This window comes from Campylobacter concisus (genome assembly GCF_003048615.2).
GTDB classification, from domain to species: domain Bacteria; phylum Campylobacterota; class Campylobacteria; order Campylobacterales; family Campylobacteraceae; genus Campylobacter_A; species Campylobacter_A concisus_C.
This window is the reverse complement of sequence record NZ_CP049263.1, coordinates 201,139-216,554: the sequence shown is the minus strand read 5'-3', so window position 1 is coordinate 216,554 and position 15,416 is coordinate 201,139. Positions and strand designations below refer to the sequence as shown.

The window sequence follows — 15,416 nt, the reverse complement described above, 5'->3', positions numbered from 1 at the left end:
AACCTAAAGTGCTAAAATCTCCTAAATTTAATGCAAATTTATAAAACCAAAAAGAGACAAAATGATCGAACATTTGCTGCTATTTTTCGCACTGCTAGCCATCATCATCGCTTTGGTGATGGTCTCAAACCGCCTAAAAGTCGCCTATCCGGTGCTATTAGTCCTTGGCGGGCTTGCCATTAGCTTTGTGCCAAATTTACCAAGTATCAAGATCGATCCCGAGCTTATTTTCATCATATTTTTACCGCCACTTCTTTACGAGGCTGCGTGGGAAAACTCGCTAAAAGAGCTCTTTAAATGGCGCCGTATGATTGGCAGCTTCGCCTTTATCATGGTTTTCATAAGCGCAGCAGCGATTGCAGTGATAGCAAATTTAGTGATCCCTGGCTTCTCGCTCGCCCTTGGCTTCATGCTAGGAGCCATCGTCTCGCCACCAGATGCGGTGAGCACGGCAGCTATCCTTAAATTTGTCAAAGCCCCACGCAGGATCAGCGCCATTTTGGAGGGCGAGAGCCTTTTAAATGACGCCTCCTCGCTCATCATCTTTCGCTTTGCCGCAGTTGCGGTCACAACTGGGCAGTTTATCTGGTATGAGGCAGCTGCTAGCTTTGTTTGGATGGTGGTTGGCGGCATTTTGGCGGGTCTTGTAGTGGCACTTGCGGCTTATTTTTTACATAAAATTTTGCCAACTGATGAAAACAGCGATACGATAATGACGATCACGACGCCTTATATCATGTATATTTTGGCTGAGGAGCTAGGTGCTAGCGGCGTTTTGGCGGTGGTTTGTGGCGGACTTTATCTCTCGACTAAGAAAAATGAAATTTTCACCGCTTCAACAAGGATCCACGCAGTGCCCGTTTGGAACAACTTTATTTTCTTGCTAAACGGCCTTGCCTTTACCATGATCGGCCTTGATCTGCCTGAAATTTTGTCAGGGCTAAAGCGTAGCGGCGTCTCGCTCTTTGAGGCGGTCTCTTACGGCGTTTTGGTCACTGCCGTGCTCATCGTTATCCGCCTCATGTCATCTTATGGAGCCGTTTATATCACGATGTTTATGAAGCGCTATATCAGCGTGGCGGACGATCGCAACCCTGGCAAAGCCGCACCATTGATCGTCGGTTGGGCGGGCATGAGGGGCGTAGTCTCGCTAGCTACGGCACTCTCTATCCCCGCCATGGCTGGTAGCGAGCCGTTTCCGCATAGAGATCTCATCTTGTTTATCACCTTTGTCGTTATCTTGCTAACGCTCGTAGTTCAGGGACTAACTCTGCCGCTACTTATAAAAAGTGTCAAATTTCCAGACTTTAACGACCACATGCCAAATGAGCTTGCAAGGATCAAGATAAAAAAGGCACTTGCCGAGGCTTCGCTTAAATTTCAAAGCGAGAAATTTTGCAATGAGGAGAATTTCTTGTTCCAAAAACTCAAAGAAGTTTGGAATTTCGAGCTTTCAAATGAAAATTTCGAGATCAGCGACGAGGTCAGGCAGACCTATTTTGAGATCCTAAATGAGCAGCGAAAGGCGCTTCGTGAGCTAAACAAAGACCCAAAAATCGACGAAGAGATCATCAGGATCTTTTTGTATCACATCGACCTTGAGGAGCGAAGGTGGCAGGAGCATAGCGAGTACTAAAATTTTCTCCCGACGCTGCAGCTTACCGCGCCACAAAATCTCTTGCCAAATTTGGCCTCGACGATGAGCACAAGCACGAAAAATATCTTCTCATCGTTTAGCCGTGCGATCTGGCGCAGGGTCTGGCTAGCGTCATTAAATTTAACATCATTTTCGCGCAAGCTCTTGCAAAACAGAGCCTCGTCAAAGCCAAGCATGCGTGAAATTTCACTGATCGTGTAAGGCTCAAGCGAGGCGATGATGCGGTCCATGTTACAGATCGTTGGATTTTTGCGGTGCGTGGTGACGTCGATTATCTCATTTATGAGCTTTACTAGCTTTTTTCTGCGGTTAAAAATGTGCAAGATCACGGCACAAACGATCAAAGCTCCTGCAAATTTATGCGCGCTCATCATCCACTCACTATAATCGCCCATGGCGAAATTTAGCCCAGTAAATGCAAGCAGACAGATCCCACAAGCAAGAGCGCAAACAAGACAAAATTTATATATCACTTCCACTTTAAGCAATGCAAATTCCTTAGTTTTCTTGAAATTATACACCCCTATGCAAAAAATGAAGAGCGCCAACTAGAAATTTAGCTGGCGCGTTAGAGTAAATTTAGCTAAAACTTATAGTTAAAGCTGAGATTAAATGTGCGTGGATCGCCATAAACCATCATATTTTTGCCGATACCTTCGTAGTATTTTTTATTAAAGAGATTGTCGATATTTAGCTGCACGTCAAAGTTTTTACCAAATTTATATCCAAACATCAAATTTGCCAAAGTATAGCCCTTTTGTGTGATCTCACCTGCGCCTTTGCCAGTGTAAATTTTGCTCTTATACATAGCTCCAGCCCCTACTCTAAAGTCCCTAAATTCATACTTTGCAAATAAATTTGCCGTGCTTCTTGATGAGTCGGTGGTGTATTTTTCACCATTAGCATCTTTTGCGTTAAAGTGCGTTGCACCAAAGCTTAGGCTTAAGTTTTTAGTGATCTCGCCGTTTAGATCTAGCTCGACGCCCCTACTTGTCACGCCTTTGCCAGATTCATATATTTTGGCATTTGTCGCTGGATTTATCTTGCCAGTATCTATGCCAAGCTTGTCTTGCACGATCTTAAAGATGCCAAGACTTGCTTGAAGCGCCCCGTCAAGATACTCGCCTTTGATGCCCACCTCATAGTCCTTGCCTTGGATCGGATCAAGATACTTGTCGTTTGCGTCCTTTACGCTTTGAGGTTTAAATATGCTCGTGTAGCTAGCATATAGAGTGTGGTTTGCTCCGATGTCGTAAGTGATGCCAAGATATGGCGTGATCTCATTTGTGAAATTTCTATTGTCTTTGCCGCCTTCGATCTCGTATTTGTAGTAGCTCACCCTAGCACCTAGCAAAAATTTAAGCTCATCGGTGATTGATAGTTTATTTGCCGCATAAAATGCCTTTTGTATCGTTTTGTCTTTGTTATTTTGATCTTCGTAAGGAAACTTTGGATCATCAAGGTGTAAGTTTTTAAAGTCTATCCTGTTTCTAGCCGTATAAGCAAGCCCTGCTGGCGTAGTCCTTTGCAACCAGTAGCTACTTACCTTATCGCTACTTTTTTTATAGTTGTTATACATCGCGCCAAAGACAAACTCATGAGATAAATTTGCTATCTCGTAAGGGATATTTGCATAAGCATCGACGTTGTGGATATTCTCCTCTCTTTTATTTGCATAAGCGCTAAGACCACCTATGTTGCCGGTGCCATCTAAATTTACCGCTCCGCCGTAGTAGAGTAAATTTGAGTCAGTGTTTGCCCGTCTAAATGAGTAGCTTAAATTTAAGCTCGCTTCATTTTCAAAGTAGTGCTTAAAATCAGCGTAGAAATCAAGCGTTTTTATATCCCACCTAGTCCAAGGCTGAGAGAAAATTTCATTTTTACTAAAATTTGTCCTAGAGCCATCTGTGTAAAATGCTGGCATACCGCCCCATCTAACGCCACGTCGTCTTAGCTCTTGATAAAACGCACCAAGGCTAAGCCATGAGTTATCGCCTATGTCGCTATCAACTATGCCGTAAATCGCGCTATTTTTGCGGTTGTAATAATCCATATAAGAGTGCGACTTCTCATGCATAAAAGAAAGCCTTGCTCTAACGCTTCCGCTCTCATTTACTGGTGTTTGCACGTCGCCATTTACGCTGTATCTATCGTATGAGCCAGCACTTACACCAAAATTTCCTTTTAGCTCCTTTGAGTCTGCCCTTTTTCTTATGAAATTTAAGCTTGCAGCTGGGTTGCCAGCGCCTGTAAGTAGGCCATTTGCTCCTTTTACCACCTCGACTCTTTCATAAGGCAGCAAGCTCATATCATTTGCGCCAAGACTAAAGCCGCCAAAGCTAGGCATCGAATCAAGCAAGTAATAATCTATCTTAAAGCCACGAGCCGTCGGATATACGCGCTCGTCCCATTTGTTTAGCGTGACGCCTGGGATATTTCTAAGAAGCACTTGATAGTCCTTGATGCCTTGATCTTTTAGCCTTGCTTCTGTTAGCACAGTTAGCGACTGTGGCGTTTGACGAGAGGTTAAATTTAGCCTTGTTGTGCTCTTTACAAGCTCTTTTGCGAAGTAGTTTGCATCGTCTCTTCGCTCGCTCTCCACGACATCGACCGCTTCTAAAACCTTGTCATTTTCACTAGCATAAATTTGAGGCAATGCCAAATTTAAAGCAACTAAGCTAAGTAAAATTTTTTTCATTTTTTCTCCTTTTAAATTTTCTAAACCACAGATAAAGCCCTGAGATGCTCAAAACTAGCGGCGAGATGCCTACCATAAACCAGATAAATTTTGTAGTTTGGTTGTAGTTTCCAAAGTGCGATCTCCTAAAGGCCGAGAGGATTTTCTCGCTTAAATTTGCATTTTTTATGTCTAGGACGCTAACTAGCTTGCCGCTATCTTTGTCGTAGGTGATCACGCTTGAGTATTCGTTATGCAAGAAACTTTGCCATATCACGTAGCCAAAGATGCGGATGTTTGCCCCTTGCATGAAAGGTAGCGAGATGAAGTGTGGCTCAAAGCCTTTGATATCCTTTTTGCTTCGCGCCACCAGCTCATCAAGAGATAAACTTTTGTTGTAAATTTTTGCGTCTATCACGAAGTCATCTTTAAACTCTGGCGCGCATGCCATCTGAAATTCCCACCAAGCGCCGCTTATGCAAATGAGCAGTAAAACTGGCGTGCAAAAAATTCCTATTATCTTGTGGATGTCGTTCATGAAAACGTTTAGTCCATTTACGCGCAATCTAAGCAGAGTTAGCCAAAATTTACGGTAGATCACAAAGCCGCTAATGCAGATAAAAAATGTAAAAATAGCTGTCAAAAAGAGGATAATGTTGCCACTTTTTTCAAGAAGAAGCTCCTCGTGGATATGCGCTAAAACCCCGAAAAATCCCTCATCGTGTGCTAGTGGCTTGCTCTTTATATTGCCACTAAAAGCGTCAAAATAGATAAATTTCCACTCTTTTTTGCTATCGTTATGCTCGATTAGCCAGATTTTGTCGCATTTTTTAGGGTTTGCATCGATATTTATGCCAACCATCTCGTAGCCGCTAAGCTCGCTTGCGACGATATCTCTTAGCTCATCAAAGCTGATCCTTTTGTTCAAATTTTCTTTGTTTAAATTTACATTTACGATATTTGGGCGAAAAAGGCTGTTTAGCTCGTCTTTATAAACTAGGATCGCACCGCTAAAGCAAACTACGACAAGCGGGGTAAAAAAGAGAAGCGACAAATATGCATGCACCTTGTAAAAAAGCTTTAAATTTAAAAATTTCACCCCTTTTGCCACCTTTTAAAAGTTAGTCTTGATAACAGCTCGCAATTTTATAAGATTTTTGCTTTTATAATTTTTAAAACCATTATCAAAATATAATTTTAAAAAGAAAGTGACGTTTGTGAAATTTGAGTTTATAAAGGTAAGGAATTGAGTTTAAAAAAGAGAGACAACTCCTCTTTGTGTAAGCGGAAAAGCCAGAAAAGGGGGAAGCAAAGTCTTAACCGCTACAAAAAGGAGTGCCCGTTTAGGACGATGAAATGTTATTATTTAAATATAAATTTTAATGAAATTTTTAGTTAATAAAAAAGAAATTCTGCGTAATACTAAAGTAAATCACGATATTTAGGCATTTTCTAAAGAAATTTCTCTTTTGAAAAGGTAAAAATATATGCTTTGCATGAAAGCAAAAATCACATTTGAAATTTTATTTTTATTAATATTAAACGTGATTTATTCAAAAGTTATTTTATTTATTTTTTCAAAAGTTCTATCAAATTTTAAAATTTCATGAACGAGTAATTTCGGCTCTAAATTTAGTGGAGAGTGGCTACGAGACCTAAATTTAGTAGTCTGCTAAGGCGAGTGAGTAAAGTTTTAAAATTTATAAATTTGCTTTATCAAGTCAGATAAGAGTGAATGGAATTTTAAAATTTGCAAATTTGCTTCGTCATACATATAAATTTCAGATAAATTTTAATTCTTAGGCACGAGTTCTAAGACGTTGCAGGCTCGTTTGCTGCCCATTTTGCAAGCTTTATCAAGGGCATTTGCAGATAGATCAAAGCTCTGCTCTACGCCGTTTCCTTGCAGATATTTTGTAGCAAGCTCATAGCAAGCCTCGCTGCTGCCATTTTCGCAAAGCGACTTAAATATCTCATAAGATCTAACCAGATCTTTCTCCACGCCAAGACCTCGACCTAGCATGTCAGCATATAAAAAGCAAGAGGTTTTATCTTTGTTCTCGCACTCGCTTGAAAGCTTTTTAGTAAAGCTCTCGCAAGCTTTTGCGTCACTTTTGTTGATGCAGTTTTGCATGTTTTCATCCCAGTTTGCACTTAGAGATAAAAGGGCAAAGGCTAAAAATAAAATGGATTTTTTCATAAATTTCCTTGAGAGAGATAAACCCCCCTTTGGGGGAAAGGGGGTCATTACAAAAAGGAGGTTTCTTGTTGGACAAGTGGAATAATACAAGCCTCGTCTAAATTTAAAGCCAACTCTTATTTAACAAAAAACAATCAAACAAGATCTCTCTTGCTAAAGCCCAAATAGCCGCAAACTAGCAAGATCGCGCCAAGCACCAAAGGATAGATGATCGCATAAGCTACGAAGGTCGCTTTTGAAAATGTGCCTAAGATAAAGTAAGACGCAGTGCCAATGACTGCTAAATTTGGATCAAAAAGGCTAAGCGCTGCTATCCTAAAAAGCTCGATCGGATTTAACATCGCGATAGAGTAGATGACGTACTCATCGACAGAGCTTCGCATAAGCAGCCCAATGAGCGCTAAGTCGATAAAAGCTAGCATGATAAGCCAGAGCAAAAACGCCACGCCTTGGCCTGTCTCTTGGTTTTTAATAAGGCTTGATATGAAAAAGCCAAGCGATAAAAAGACGATACTTAGGCTAAAAAGCAGGCCAAAATAAAGCACCAGCACGCCCCAAGGTATCGACACGCCCTTTATAAAGCCAACCACCACGCAAAGCAAAAGCGAAAACAAAAGCGGCACAAAAACGACAAATGTCCGCCCAAGCGCCTTGCCAAAGTAGTACTCTTTAAGGCTTAGCGGGAAGCTTAGCACGTATTCAAGTAGGTTTGTATCTCTGTCTTGATTTATGCTTCTAACGGTTGAAATGAGGATAAATATCGGCACGATGATGACGCAAATTTGTATAAACAAAAGTAGTGCCCTTGTTAGCCCAGAAAAGCCTAGCACGCGCGAGTCGGTCACTCCGCTAAATAAAAATCCTATCATCAAAGCAGAAAAAAGAAGCGCATAGATCGCAAACCACCTCGAGCGAAACGACTCTTTGACGTCTAGTTTTGCTATTAAAAAAAGGTTATTCACTCTTGCTCCTTAAATTTTCTTCTTTGATGATCTTGCCAAGGTCCATATAGACGCATCTATCAAGCAAATGAGCGATCTCATCTATGCGGTGCGAGATGAAAACTAGTGTCTTTTTTCGCGTGAAGTTGTCAAGCAAATTTTTAAAAGACTCCCTTGCTTTTACATCTAAATTTGCTGTTGGCTCGTCAAACATCAAGATTTCACTATCTTTGGCAAATGCGATGGCTATTAGCATCTTTTGCTTCATACCGCCAGAGAGCTTGTAAAAGGACTTGTTTAAATTTGCATGCAGGTCAAGCTCTAAAAGCTTGCTAAATTTCTCAATATCTTCAAATTTTACATTTGAGCTTTTGCAGACAAACTCGCAAAGCTCACGCAGGCTAAATTTAAGTGGTGGCGGGGTTTGCGGCACAAATGAGATAAACTTTAGCGCCTCTTTTCTATCTTTTAGGGTATTTACGCCATTTATCGCGACACTTCCGCTATTTGGCACAAACTCGCCCAAGATGATACGCATAAGCGAGCTTTTGCCAGCTCCATTTTGCCCAAGTATCGCTATCTTTTCGCCAGCTTTTACATTTAGACTGACGCTATCAAGTATCTTTTGCGAGCCAAAAATTTTCGTTACTTCTTTTATATCTATCAAAAAATTTCCTTATATGAGTTTCTTAAAGCCGTTGTCAAATTTAAGTGCATCTTGATGGCAAACGTCGATGCACCTGCCACAAAGCGTGCAGTCAGCCCCAGCTATCCTAAAGAGCTTTTTACTATCATCAGTTTTTGCGCCTTTTTTTGTCATAAAAAGCACGTGTGGCACTAGGCAAACATCGGTGCAAACCAAGCAGTGATCGCACTTTTCTTTATCCCAGCTGACCTTTATCGCATTTGGCTTTGCTAGTAGCGAATAGGTCGCTCCAACAGGGCAGACATACCTGCACCACGCCCTGCGCGAGAAGAAAATCTCAACCACAAGCATAGCTACAACTAGCCAGATAGCGTGAAAGTAGCCATAGATGATAAATCTTGAAAATATCCCAACGACGTTAAAAATTTCAAAGACTAGGCTTGAGCTAGCAAAGCTAAGAGCCAAAAATAAAATGGTAAAAACATATCGCCACTTTGTGTCAAAAACTCGCGGTTTTACTATCTTTTTGGCGCGTAAATTTTCATGAATTTTCTCAGCTATCTCGCTTATGAGTGAGTACGGGCAAACCCACGAGCAAAAGCCCCTGCCACCAAAAATGATGTAAAAGGCTAGGATACTAAGCGAGCCAATTAGTAAATTTACATGAATTTCATGCGTTGCTAAAAAGACTTGCAAGCTCATAAATGCGTCTGCTAGGTGAAAGCCAAGTATCCTTGAGGCGCTAATGTCGCCCTCTAAAATTTGCACATCGACCCTGTAAGAGAGCACAAATAAAAGATGCACTAAAACGATGGTAAAAATACGCCAAAAACGTATGCTTGGACGCTTTTTGCCATCTTTTGTGGTCGTTATTAGCGTGCTTAGAAAGCTTACGTTTCTAACGGTCGCACGAACGTTATATTTATCCATTTTTACTTTTTAAATTTAGAAATTTCATCAGCAAGGCTGTTTAGATCGCTGTCGCTAACATTTGTAAGTAGTCCCTTCATAAGCGTGTTTTGCACCTTACCAGCCTTATAATCAGCCAGTTTTTTAAGCAGATCCTCTTTACTTAGATGGGTGATATCAGGCGCTACGACGCCTTTGCCATTTGCGCCGTGACATGGTGCGCAAGAGGTTAGGTATTGCTTGCTAACGCCTTCATTTTGCGTCTTAGCCACGCTTAGGCTTAGCTCTTTTACCTTTTTTAGCTCATCTTCACTGGCAAATTCCTCGCTAGACTTTGACTGCTCTTTTGAGATATTTTGCTCCACTTTTGGCTGAACGCTAGCTTCTACTTTCTCCTTTTTAGGCGGAGTTTGGCTTAGCATAAACACCATGATGCCACATATCAGCACCGCTAAAATGATCGTTATGATTTTTCCGATTTTCATTGTTTGCTCCTAAACTGCGCATTAAAATCGCTTATCTCTTTTGCTAGATTTCTAATCTCACTCTCATCCATCTTTTTAACAAGATCACGCATCAGCACATTTACCTTCTCTTTGTTTTTATAAGCGTTTATCATCTTATAAATTTCATCCTCGCTCTTTGTTAGAAGAGATGGTCCGATGATGCCATTTGCATAGTCGTCGTGGCAGGCTGAGCACTTTGTGATGAAGTCCTTGCTAAGTCTGCCCTTTATAAGCCTTAAATTTATACTTTGAAGCGGGCTTTTTACCATGGCAAGCGCTCCGATCTGGCGGCTTACGTTGTTGTCTTCAAGTCCAAATTTAACGCTTTTTTCGCCGTGCATATCGTATTTTATAAATTCATTTTGCTTATTTGCGCTCTCGTTGTTTTCATTTTTTTCGACCTTTATGCTAGCACTCGTGGCTACTTTTGCACCTTGCTCGCTAGCAGCCTCTTGCGCTTTGTCCTCGCTCTTTTCACAGCCGACAAATAGCAACGCAGCAGCTATTAAAGGTATTATTACTCTCATTTTTTCTCCTTGTAAATTTCATCATAACTCATCTTTGGGGCGATATTTATGATCTTTGCTGGGCAGACCTCAGCGCAAACGCCACATCCCACGCAGCCATTTTTTATAAGCGGTAAATTTGTCTCGCTCATTGCTATCGCGCTATCGCCAACTGGACAAAGCGTGACGCAAAGATCGCAAATTTTACCGATCTTGCCTTTTATCTTATCTTTTAGCGCCTCTTCTCTGTCGTTATAGGCTTTGCGATCAAGCAGATCTTTAACGCCAGCTTCGCTTAAATTTTCTCTTTTCACGCTCAAACAGGCAGCCGTGTCACTTAAAACTGCAACGCCCATTTTGACGTCACCCACGACCTTTGTGGCGTGATCGAGCGCACCGCTAGGACAGGCTAGCACGCATGGGAAAAGATCGCACAAGTAGCAGCCTCGCTCTTTGGCGTCGATGTGAGCTGAGCCACTTGAATAACCATCTTCTATATCAAGTAAGCTTATGCTGTGATAAGGGCAGACTTGCACGCACTGACCGCATTTTACGCAAAGATCATCAAAGTCATCAACAGCGCCTGGCGGTCTAAGATAGAGCTTATCGCCACTACTTTTTGGCAAAAACTTGCCTATGGCGTATCCAGCCACCGCTGCAGCTGAGCCTATTATCATAAAATTTCTTCTATCCACGTTTCGCCTTTAAAGCGTTGAAATTTGAAACATCAAGCGGTTTTATCCTAGGCGAACTATCTTCAAGTAGCTTTATCGGCTCAGAAAATGGAGCGAGTTTGGCTAAGAAATTTAAGACGCTAAAGACGCTTGAGCCGTAGAAAAACTGCAAATTTGGATAGTACTGCCAAAGCTGATCGATGTATGAAAGGTGCAAAAATGGCGTGTCGCCGTAGCCATCTTTATCTCTATCAAAGCTCTCATACTCATCATAATAGTTCTTACTCCATCTATTTAGTAGCATCTTTTCGCCCGGGGTGTCGTTTACGACGATGTCCATGTTGCCGATAAAGTCGTTGTTTTCAAAGATGCTTGTGCCTTGCGTAGCGTGAAAATAGACGCCAACTACGTTGTGTAAAATTTTATTGCCTATAAAATTTATAGTTGATCCCGGCTGAAACGGTGAGTTATCAAGCAAGATGCCACGCGCATTATAGACAAGGGTGTTATTTTCTATCGTAAAGTCAGATACGTCCTTTAGCCCGATGCCGATGCCAAAGGCGCCGTCACTATCCATAACGAGATTGTTTTTTATATTTGAGCTAGCTGAATACATAAAAAACATACCAACAGCGTTGCCGATAAATTCGTTATTTTCAACTAAATTTTGATTAGCATACATAAAATGCAGCGAATATCTGCTACCAACTGCTTTGTTGCTTAGAAATTTATTATGGCTTGCGTACCATGCGACCATGTCACGGCTGTCGCGGATATTGTTGCGCTCGATCAAATTTTCATGGCTATACCAAAGTCTCACCGCATCGCCTCTAAAGCCAAGGCTAGCGCCCTTTTTTGAGGTGATGTTGTTTTCAGTGATCTTTGAGCTACTGCACTCTTTAAAGTCAATCCCAAAAAGCACATCGCTTATGTCGTTTTTAGAAATTTCAACGTTATTTGCCTTGTCACAGCCTATGCCAGCGTCAAGCTCGCCAAGATCGTTGCCACTGCCACTTATCTTTAAATTTTTAAGTGTCACATTTGAAGCGATGATCTTTATAACGCTGCCCTTACCCTCCCCTTTTATGTGGGCATTTTTGCCTTCTCCTATGATGCTAAGAGGCTTAGAAATGATTATATTTCCCTCATAAACAGCATCCCCCAGCTTTATCACATCACCAGGGCTAGCGTTGTTTATCGCATCTTGAAGGACGTTTGCAAAGCCAAAAAGTGGCAAAAAAACAAGGGCAAATTTAGAAAATTTACGCATTTAGCTCTTTTTTCTTTGAAAATACCGCAAGTATGCAAAGCACGCTCATCACCATCATCACCCAAAAGCCGATAGTTGGGTATGAGTGCGTTGTAAAGTGCGCCACGCTACCATCTCCCAAAACGGTTGGCATAAATGGCTTGATCTTAAAGGCGCCCCACTCTTGCATATTGTGTCCATACCAGTATAGCCAGCCCACAAATGCGCTCATAAATAGCACCGGTGCGATGATGGTTGGCACCATGAGAAGTGAGTTAAATTTACCGTCATAGTATAAAAACGCAAGCATGCAAAGTGTGGCGATAAGTAGATAATAAGGCGCGATGGCTCGCTCGACATTGCCGCCATGCTCCATAGGATACATGCCGATATAGTGGTTTATCGTATTCATCTCGTGCACGTCGCCACTATATCCATCTACGTGAAAATATACTGGGATGCCATCTGGAAAGGCTGCCTTTGGATAGTTTGGCGCTTCAAGAGATACGTACCAGATAGGAAGAGATGGCGTGCCTATCTCTGCTTTTTGCTCGATCATCTTATGAAGATCACTTGCCACCTCTTTTGGCAAAAGGTGGTTTTTATACTGAAATGAGCTATAAAGATCGTAGATAGTGTAAGCATAAGATGGTAGCTCGTCGCCGTTAGCTATACGCTCTTTTGCTCCGTGCCAGCCAAGGACTGGCAGAGTAAAACAAACGCTCATAATAATAAGTGCAACAATGGTATAAATTTTATATTTACTCATAATCTCTCCTTTAAATTTTAAAATTTAGCCTAGCAAAAAGTTAAATTTTAAAATTTAAAAGGGGCAAATTTGCCCCTTAAAACTACATACCTGCGTTTTCGTCTATCCATTTTAGATACTGGATGATATTTTTGATCTCTTCGTCACTCATGTGCTGATTTGGCATTCTAAGTTTAAAGAAGTCAATCATCGCTTTAACGTAGTCGTCGTTATAGAATTTAGCAGGGTCTTTTATAAAGTCTGCTACCCATTTTTCGCCGTTTTCATGTCTTAGCAAGACACCAGTTAAGTCTGGGCCTGAGCTTACTTGACCGATGACATGGCAGCCATTACATCCGCCTTTTAGATAAGCTTCTTCGCCTTTTGCAGCAGCTGGGCTCATCGGAGTTGCGATCTCTTTAGCTAGGTTGTTTTTAGCTCTTAGACCAACGTCAGCAGTTTTAACCATGTATTGCCATACTTGGTACTCCCAAAGGATAGCGCCGTTTACGTCGCCTTTTTTGTAAGCTTCGTCAGCTTTAGCTTTTACCTCTTTGATGTGACCGTATTGATCAAGTGCGTCATCAACCAAAGCTTTTACTTTTGGATATTTCTCATAATGTTTCTCTTTTAGGTATTTAACAACCTCTTGGATAACATCATCAGTTGCTTTGTTAGTTGCGATTACTTTGTCGTACTCAGCTTTTAGAGCCTCTGGGCTTAGAGTTTTTAGCTTGCTATTTTTTGCAGATTCATATTTTTTATTTGGATCTTTAACAAGCAAATAACCCATCATCTCTAGGTGAAGTGCTGAACAAAACTCGGTGCAGTAGTATGGGAAGACGCCTTCCATATCAGCTACGAAATTTACTGAAGCAGTTTTGCCAGGCTCAAGTGAAGCGTGGATGTTGTAAAGGTCGATGCCAAAGCCGTGAGTCTCATCTTGAGCGCGCTCTAGGTTTGTTAGGTGAATTGTTACGTTATCGCCTTTATTTACCTCGATGTGCTCTGGGTTGATGTGGCTTCTGATCATTGTTGCATAGACAGTTACGTTTTTGCCGTTTCTCTCAACTCTTTCTTGACCAGCTAGGGTTGCGTATGGGCTAGCCTCGCCTGTTCTTGAGTTTGTACCCATGTTGTAAGTAAGCGCTGGAGTTAGCTTGCTAGCAGCTATTGAAACAACGTCGTGTGGCTCACCAAGTGGGATAGGCATATCATAGATTAGCTCCATTTTTGGACCATTGATGTCTATTAACTGGTGGTTTTGTGGGTGCAAAGGACCAACTGGGTTGAAGCGATCGATTGAAAGTTTATCAAGTGCGATTGCGTATTTACCCTTAGGTTTTGCTGATTTGCCCTCCATTGTGTCAAGGTGACCGATGTTGTAGTGAACATTTATCTTATCAAGCACTTTTAAATTTTTATAGTCCCATTTTACGATTTGGCTATCAACGTAAAGTGAAGTATAAAGTATGCCATCTTGTGAGTCAAATGATGTGTGCAGTGGTCCAAGGCCTAGTTCTACTTGTCCGTGCATTGACTTTTCTCTATCTAAGATAGGTATGCCGTATGGGTCAGTGCCAGCGTACTCTTTCTTATCGATTAGCTCTTTGATCTTTCTAAAGTCATAAACTGATGCGTGAGTATCAAGCTTACCGCCAACGATGATGTATCTGCCATCTGGGCTTACGTCACAACCGTGTGGGCTCTTTGACTCTGGGATCAAAAATAGTGCTCCTGCTTTTACAGCAGCATCTATTGTAACTACCCTGTGACCATTTATAACTTTGTAGTTTTTCTTGTCTTGTGCAAGTTTTTCTAAAATTTGCCAGTTATAAACGTGTAAGAAGTCGGTGTCATTTCTACTAGCACCTGCCTCAAATGGAGGAAGACCTTTTTCGATACCACCTGTATACATCTCAGTGTTTATCGAGTTTGTAAAGCCCCAGCCGTAGCTCTCGCCCTTACCAGCGTCACTTAGGTCTTGCCAGTATGGAGGAAGCTCAAGTGAGAAAGATGCTTTCTCGTCGATCTTGCCTTTTGGATAGTCAAATTTCCAAAATGTCACAGCGCCTCTATAAACGGCTTCGTAGTCGTCCATTGAGTGATAGTTATCATCAAGTGGAGCTGCATACTGGCTAGCTTCGATGACATACTCGCTGTTTGGAGTGATGAAGCTACCGCCGTGCTCACTCTTCATGATAGGGTTTACAACCATTTGAGTTGTCTCAAAGTCTTTTAAATTTATGACAGCGATCCTTGGGTTTGCCTTGTCGTTGATAAATAGATAATCACCAACATACTCACCATTTTTCTCAGTGAAATTTGGGTGGTGTGTATCGCCCCAAGTTATCTCTTTGCCCCTGATGTTGCCTTGTTTTAAAACGGCTTTTGACTCATTGTCATAGCCATATCCTTGCCAAGGCTCTGGGGTGAAAACGCCGATGTATTTGTAAATTCTCATCGACGGAACGCCATAAACTAGCACTTGACCACTCTGCCCGCCAGATGAAAAGACGATGAAATCATCTTTTTTACCGCTTGGCTGGTAAGTCTTAGCAGCTGCAAGGACATCTTTTTCGCTTAGCCCGCGCTCTTTCATGACTTTTTCAAGGTCACTACTAGCAGCACAAGCAGCAGTTAAAGATAGCCCAAGCAGTGCAGCACTTGCGACACAAAATAACTTTTGCATTTACTCTCCTT

Annotated in this window: 14 protein-coding genes; 1 reads left to right on the top strand and 13 read right to left on the bottom strand. The window is 41.7% G+C overall.

The genetic code is table 11. The features are described 5' to 3' along the window. The first annotated feature begins 61 nt into the window (after positions 1 to 61). The gene (locus CVS89_RS01165; RefSeq protein WP_107848289.1) at positions 62 to 1,636 is read left to right on the top strand and encodes a Na+/H+ antiporter; all 1,575 of its coding nucleotides are present in this window, start codon (positions 62 to 64) and stop codon (positions 1,634 to 1,636) included. Here the strand turns inward: CVS89_RS01165 and CVS89_RS01160 are convergent. The 13 genes from CVS89_RS01160 to nosZ all read right to left on the bottom strand — a co-directional run bounded on the left by CVS89_RS01160 (position 1,633) and on the right by nosZ (position 15,405). Further along, entirely contained in the window at positions 1,633 to 2,145 is a 513-nt protein-coding gene (locus tag CVS89_RS01160) for a hypothetical protein (protein WP_035144823.1), read from the bottom strand. The two genes, CVS89_RS01165 and CVS89_RS01160, sit on opposite strands and share 4 nt — an antisense overlap. Positions 2,146 to 2,240: 95 nt before the next feature. Continuing rightward, positions 2,241 to 4,355: a TonB-dependent siderophore receptor gene (locus tag CVS89_RS01155; RefSeq protein ID WP_107848288.1), complete on the bottom strand. Its 2,115-nt coding sequence runs from the start codon at positions 4,353 to 4,355 to the stop codon at positions 2,241 to 2,243. Next, positions 4,336 to 5,433 (bottom strand): PepSY-associated TM helix domain-containing protein, encoded by a 1,098-nt coding sequence (locus CVS89_RS01150; RefSeq protein WP_107848287.1) that lies wholly within the window; start codon positions 5,431 to 5,433, stop codon positions 4,336 to 4,338. The genes CVS89_RS01155 and CVS89_RS01150 overlap by 20 nt, the downstream gene beginning before the upstream one ends. Positions 5,434 to 6,126: 693 nt before the next feature. Further along, positions 6,127 to 6,534 carry a tetratricopeptide repeat protein gene (locus CVS89_RS01145; RefSeq protein WP_107848286.1) on the bottom strand — a complete coding sequence of 136 codons (408 nt, stop codon included), beginning with the start codon at positions 6,532 to 6,534 and terminating at the stop codon, positions 6,127 to 6,129. Positions 6,535 to 6,668: 134 nt separating this feature from the next. Then, a complete protein-coding gene (locus tag CVS89_RS01140) occupies positions 6,669 to 7,496 on the bottom strand; it encodes an ABC transporter permease (RefSeq protein WP_009295293.1) in 828 nt (275 codons plus the stop codon). Then, positions 7,489 to 8,142, bottom strand: a complete 654-nt coding sequence (locus tag CVS89_RS01135) for an ABC transporter ATP-binding protein (RefSeq protein ID WP_107848285.1) — start codon at positions 8,140 to 8,142, stop codon at positions 7,489 to 7,491. The genes CVS89_RS01140 and CVS89_RS01135 overlap by 8 nt, the downstream gene beginning before the upstream one ends. A 9-nt stretch (positions 8,143 to 8,151) precedes the next feature. Further along, a complete protein-coding gene (locus CVS89_RS01130; RefSeq protein ID WP_107848284.1) occupies positions 8,152 to 9,051 on the bottom strand; it encodes a NapH/MauN family ferredoxin-type protein in 900 nt (299 codons plus the stop codon). Positions 9,052 to 9,053: 2 nt separating this feature from the next. Continuing rightward, positions 9,054 to 9,515, bottom strand: coding sequence for a c-type cytochrome (locus CVS89_RS01125; RefSeq protein WP_087581143.1), 462 nt, complete (start codon positions 9,513 to 9,515; stop codon positions 9,054 to 9,056). Further along, positions 9,512 to 10,063 carry a c-type cytochrome gene (locus tag CVS89_RS01120; RefSeq protein WP_107848283.1) on the bottom strand — a complete coding sequence of 184 codons (552 nt, stop codon included), beginning with the start codon at positions 10,061 to 10,063 and terminating at the stop codon, positions 9,512 to 9,514. Before CVS89_RS01120 ends, CVS89_RS01125 begins: the two co-directional genes overlap by 4 nt. After that, complete coding sequence (locus CVS89_RS01115) at positions 10,060 to 10,737, bottom strand: 4Fe-4S dicluster domain-containing protein (protein ID WP_107848282.1); 678 nt, start codon at positions 10,735 to 10,737, stop codon at positions 10,060 to 10,062. Before CVS89_RS01115 ends, CVS89_RS01120 begins: the two co-directional genes overlap by 4 nt. Next, positions 10,730 to 11,986 carry a nitrous oxide reductase family maturation protein NosD gene (locus CVS89_RS01110; protein ID WP_107848281.1) on the bottom strand — a complete coding sequence of 419 codons (1,257 nt, stop codon included), beginning with the start codon at positions 11,984 to 11,986 and terminating at the stop codon, positions 10,730 to 10,732. Before CVS89_RS01110 ends, CVS89_RS01115 begins: the two co-directional genes overlap by 8 nt. Continuing rightward, entirely contained in the window at positions 11,979 to 12,734 is a 756-nt protein-coding gene (locus tag CVS89_RS01105) for a hypothetical protein (protein WP_021087210.1), read from the bottom strand. Before CVS89_RS01105 ends, CVS89_RS01110 begins: the two co-directional genes overlap by 8 nt. A gap of 82 nt (positions 12,735 to 12,816) precedes the next feature. Next, entirely contained in the window at positions 12,817 to 15,405 is a 2,589-nt protein-coding gene (gene nosZ / locus CVS89_RS01100; protein ID WP_107848280.1) for a Sec-dependent nitrous-oxide reductase, read from the bottom strand. Between the last annotated feature and the right edge of the window lie 11 nt (positions 15,406 to 15,416).

Excerpts from the sequence above, each read along its gene's own strand:
- CVS89_RS01110 (WP_107848281.1), bottom strand. The coding sequence starts at position 11,986 with ATGCGTAAATTTTCTAAATTTGCCCTTGTTTTTTTGCCACTTTTTGGC.
- CVS89_RS01155 (WP_107848288.1), bottom strand. The coding sequence starts at position 4,355 with ATGAAAAAAATTTTACTTAGCTTAGTTGCTTTAAATTTGGCATTGCCT.
- CVS89_RS01145 (WP_107848286.1), bottom strand. The coding sequence starts at position 6,534 with ATGAAAAAATCCATTTTATTTTTAGCCTTTGCCCTTTTATCTCTAAGT.
- nosZ (WP_107848280.1), bottom strand. The coding sequence starts at position 15,405 with ATGCAAAAGTTATTTTGTGTCGCAAGTGCTGCACTGCTTGGGCTATCT.
- CVS89_RS01125 (WP_087581143.1), bottom strand. The coding sequence starts at position 9,515 with ATGAAAATCGGAAAAATCATAACGATCATTTTAGCGGTGCTGATATGT.
- CVS89_RS01165 (WP_107848289.1), top strand. The coding sequence starts at position 62 with ATGATCGAACATTTGCTGCTATTTTTCGCACTGCTAGCCATCATCATC.
- CVS89_RS01120 (WP_107848283.1), bottom strand. The coding sequence starts at position 10,063 with ATGAGAGTAATAATACCTTTAATAGCTGCTGCGTTGCTATTTGTCGGC.
- CVS89_RS01105 (WP_021087210.1), bottom strand. The coding sequence starts at position 12,734 with ATGAGTAAATATAAAATTTATACCATTGTTGCACTTATTATTATGAGC.
- CVS89_RS01130 (WP_107848284.1), bottom strand. The coding sequence starts at position 9,051 with ATGGATAAATATAACGTTCGTGCGACCGTTAGAAACGTAAGCTTTCTA.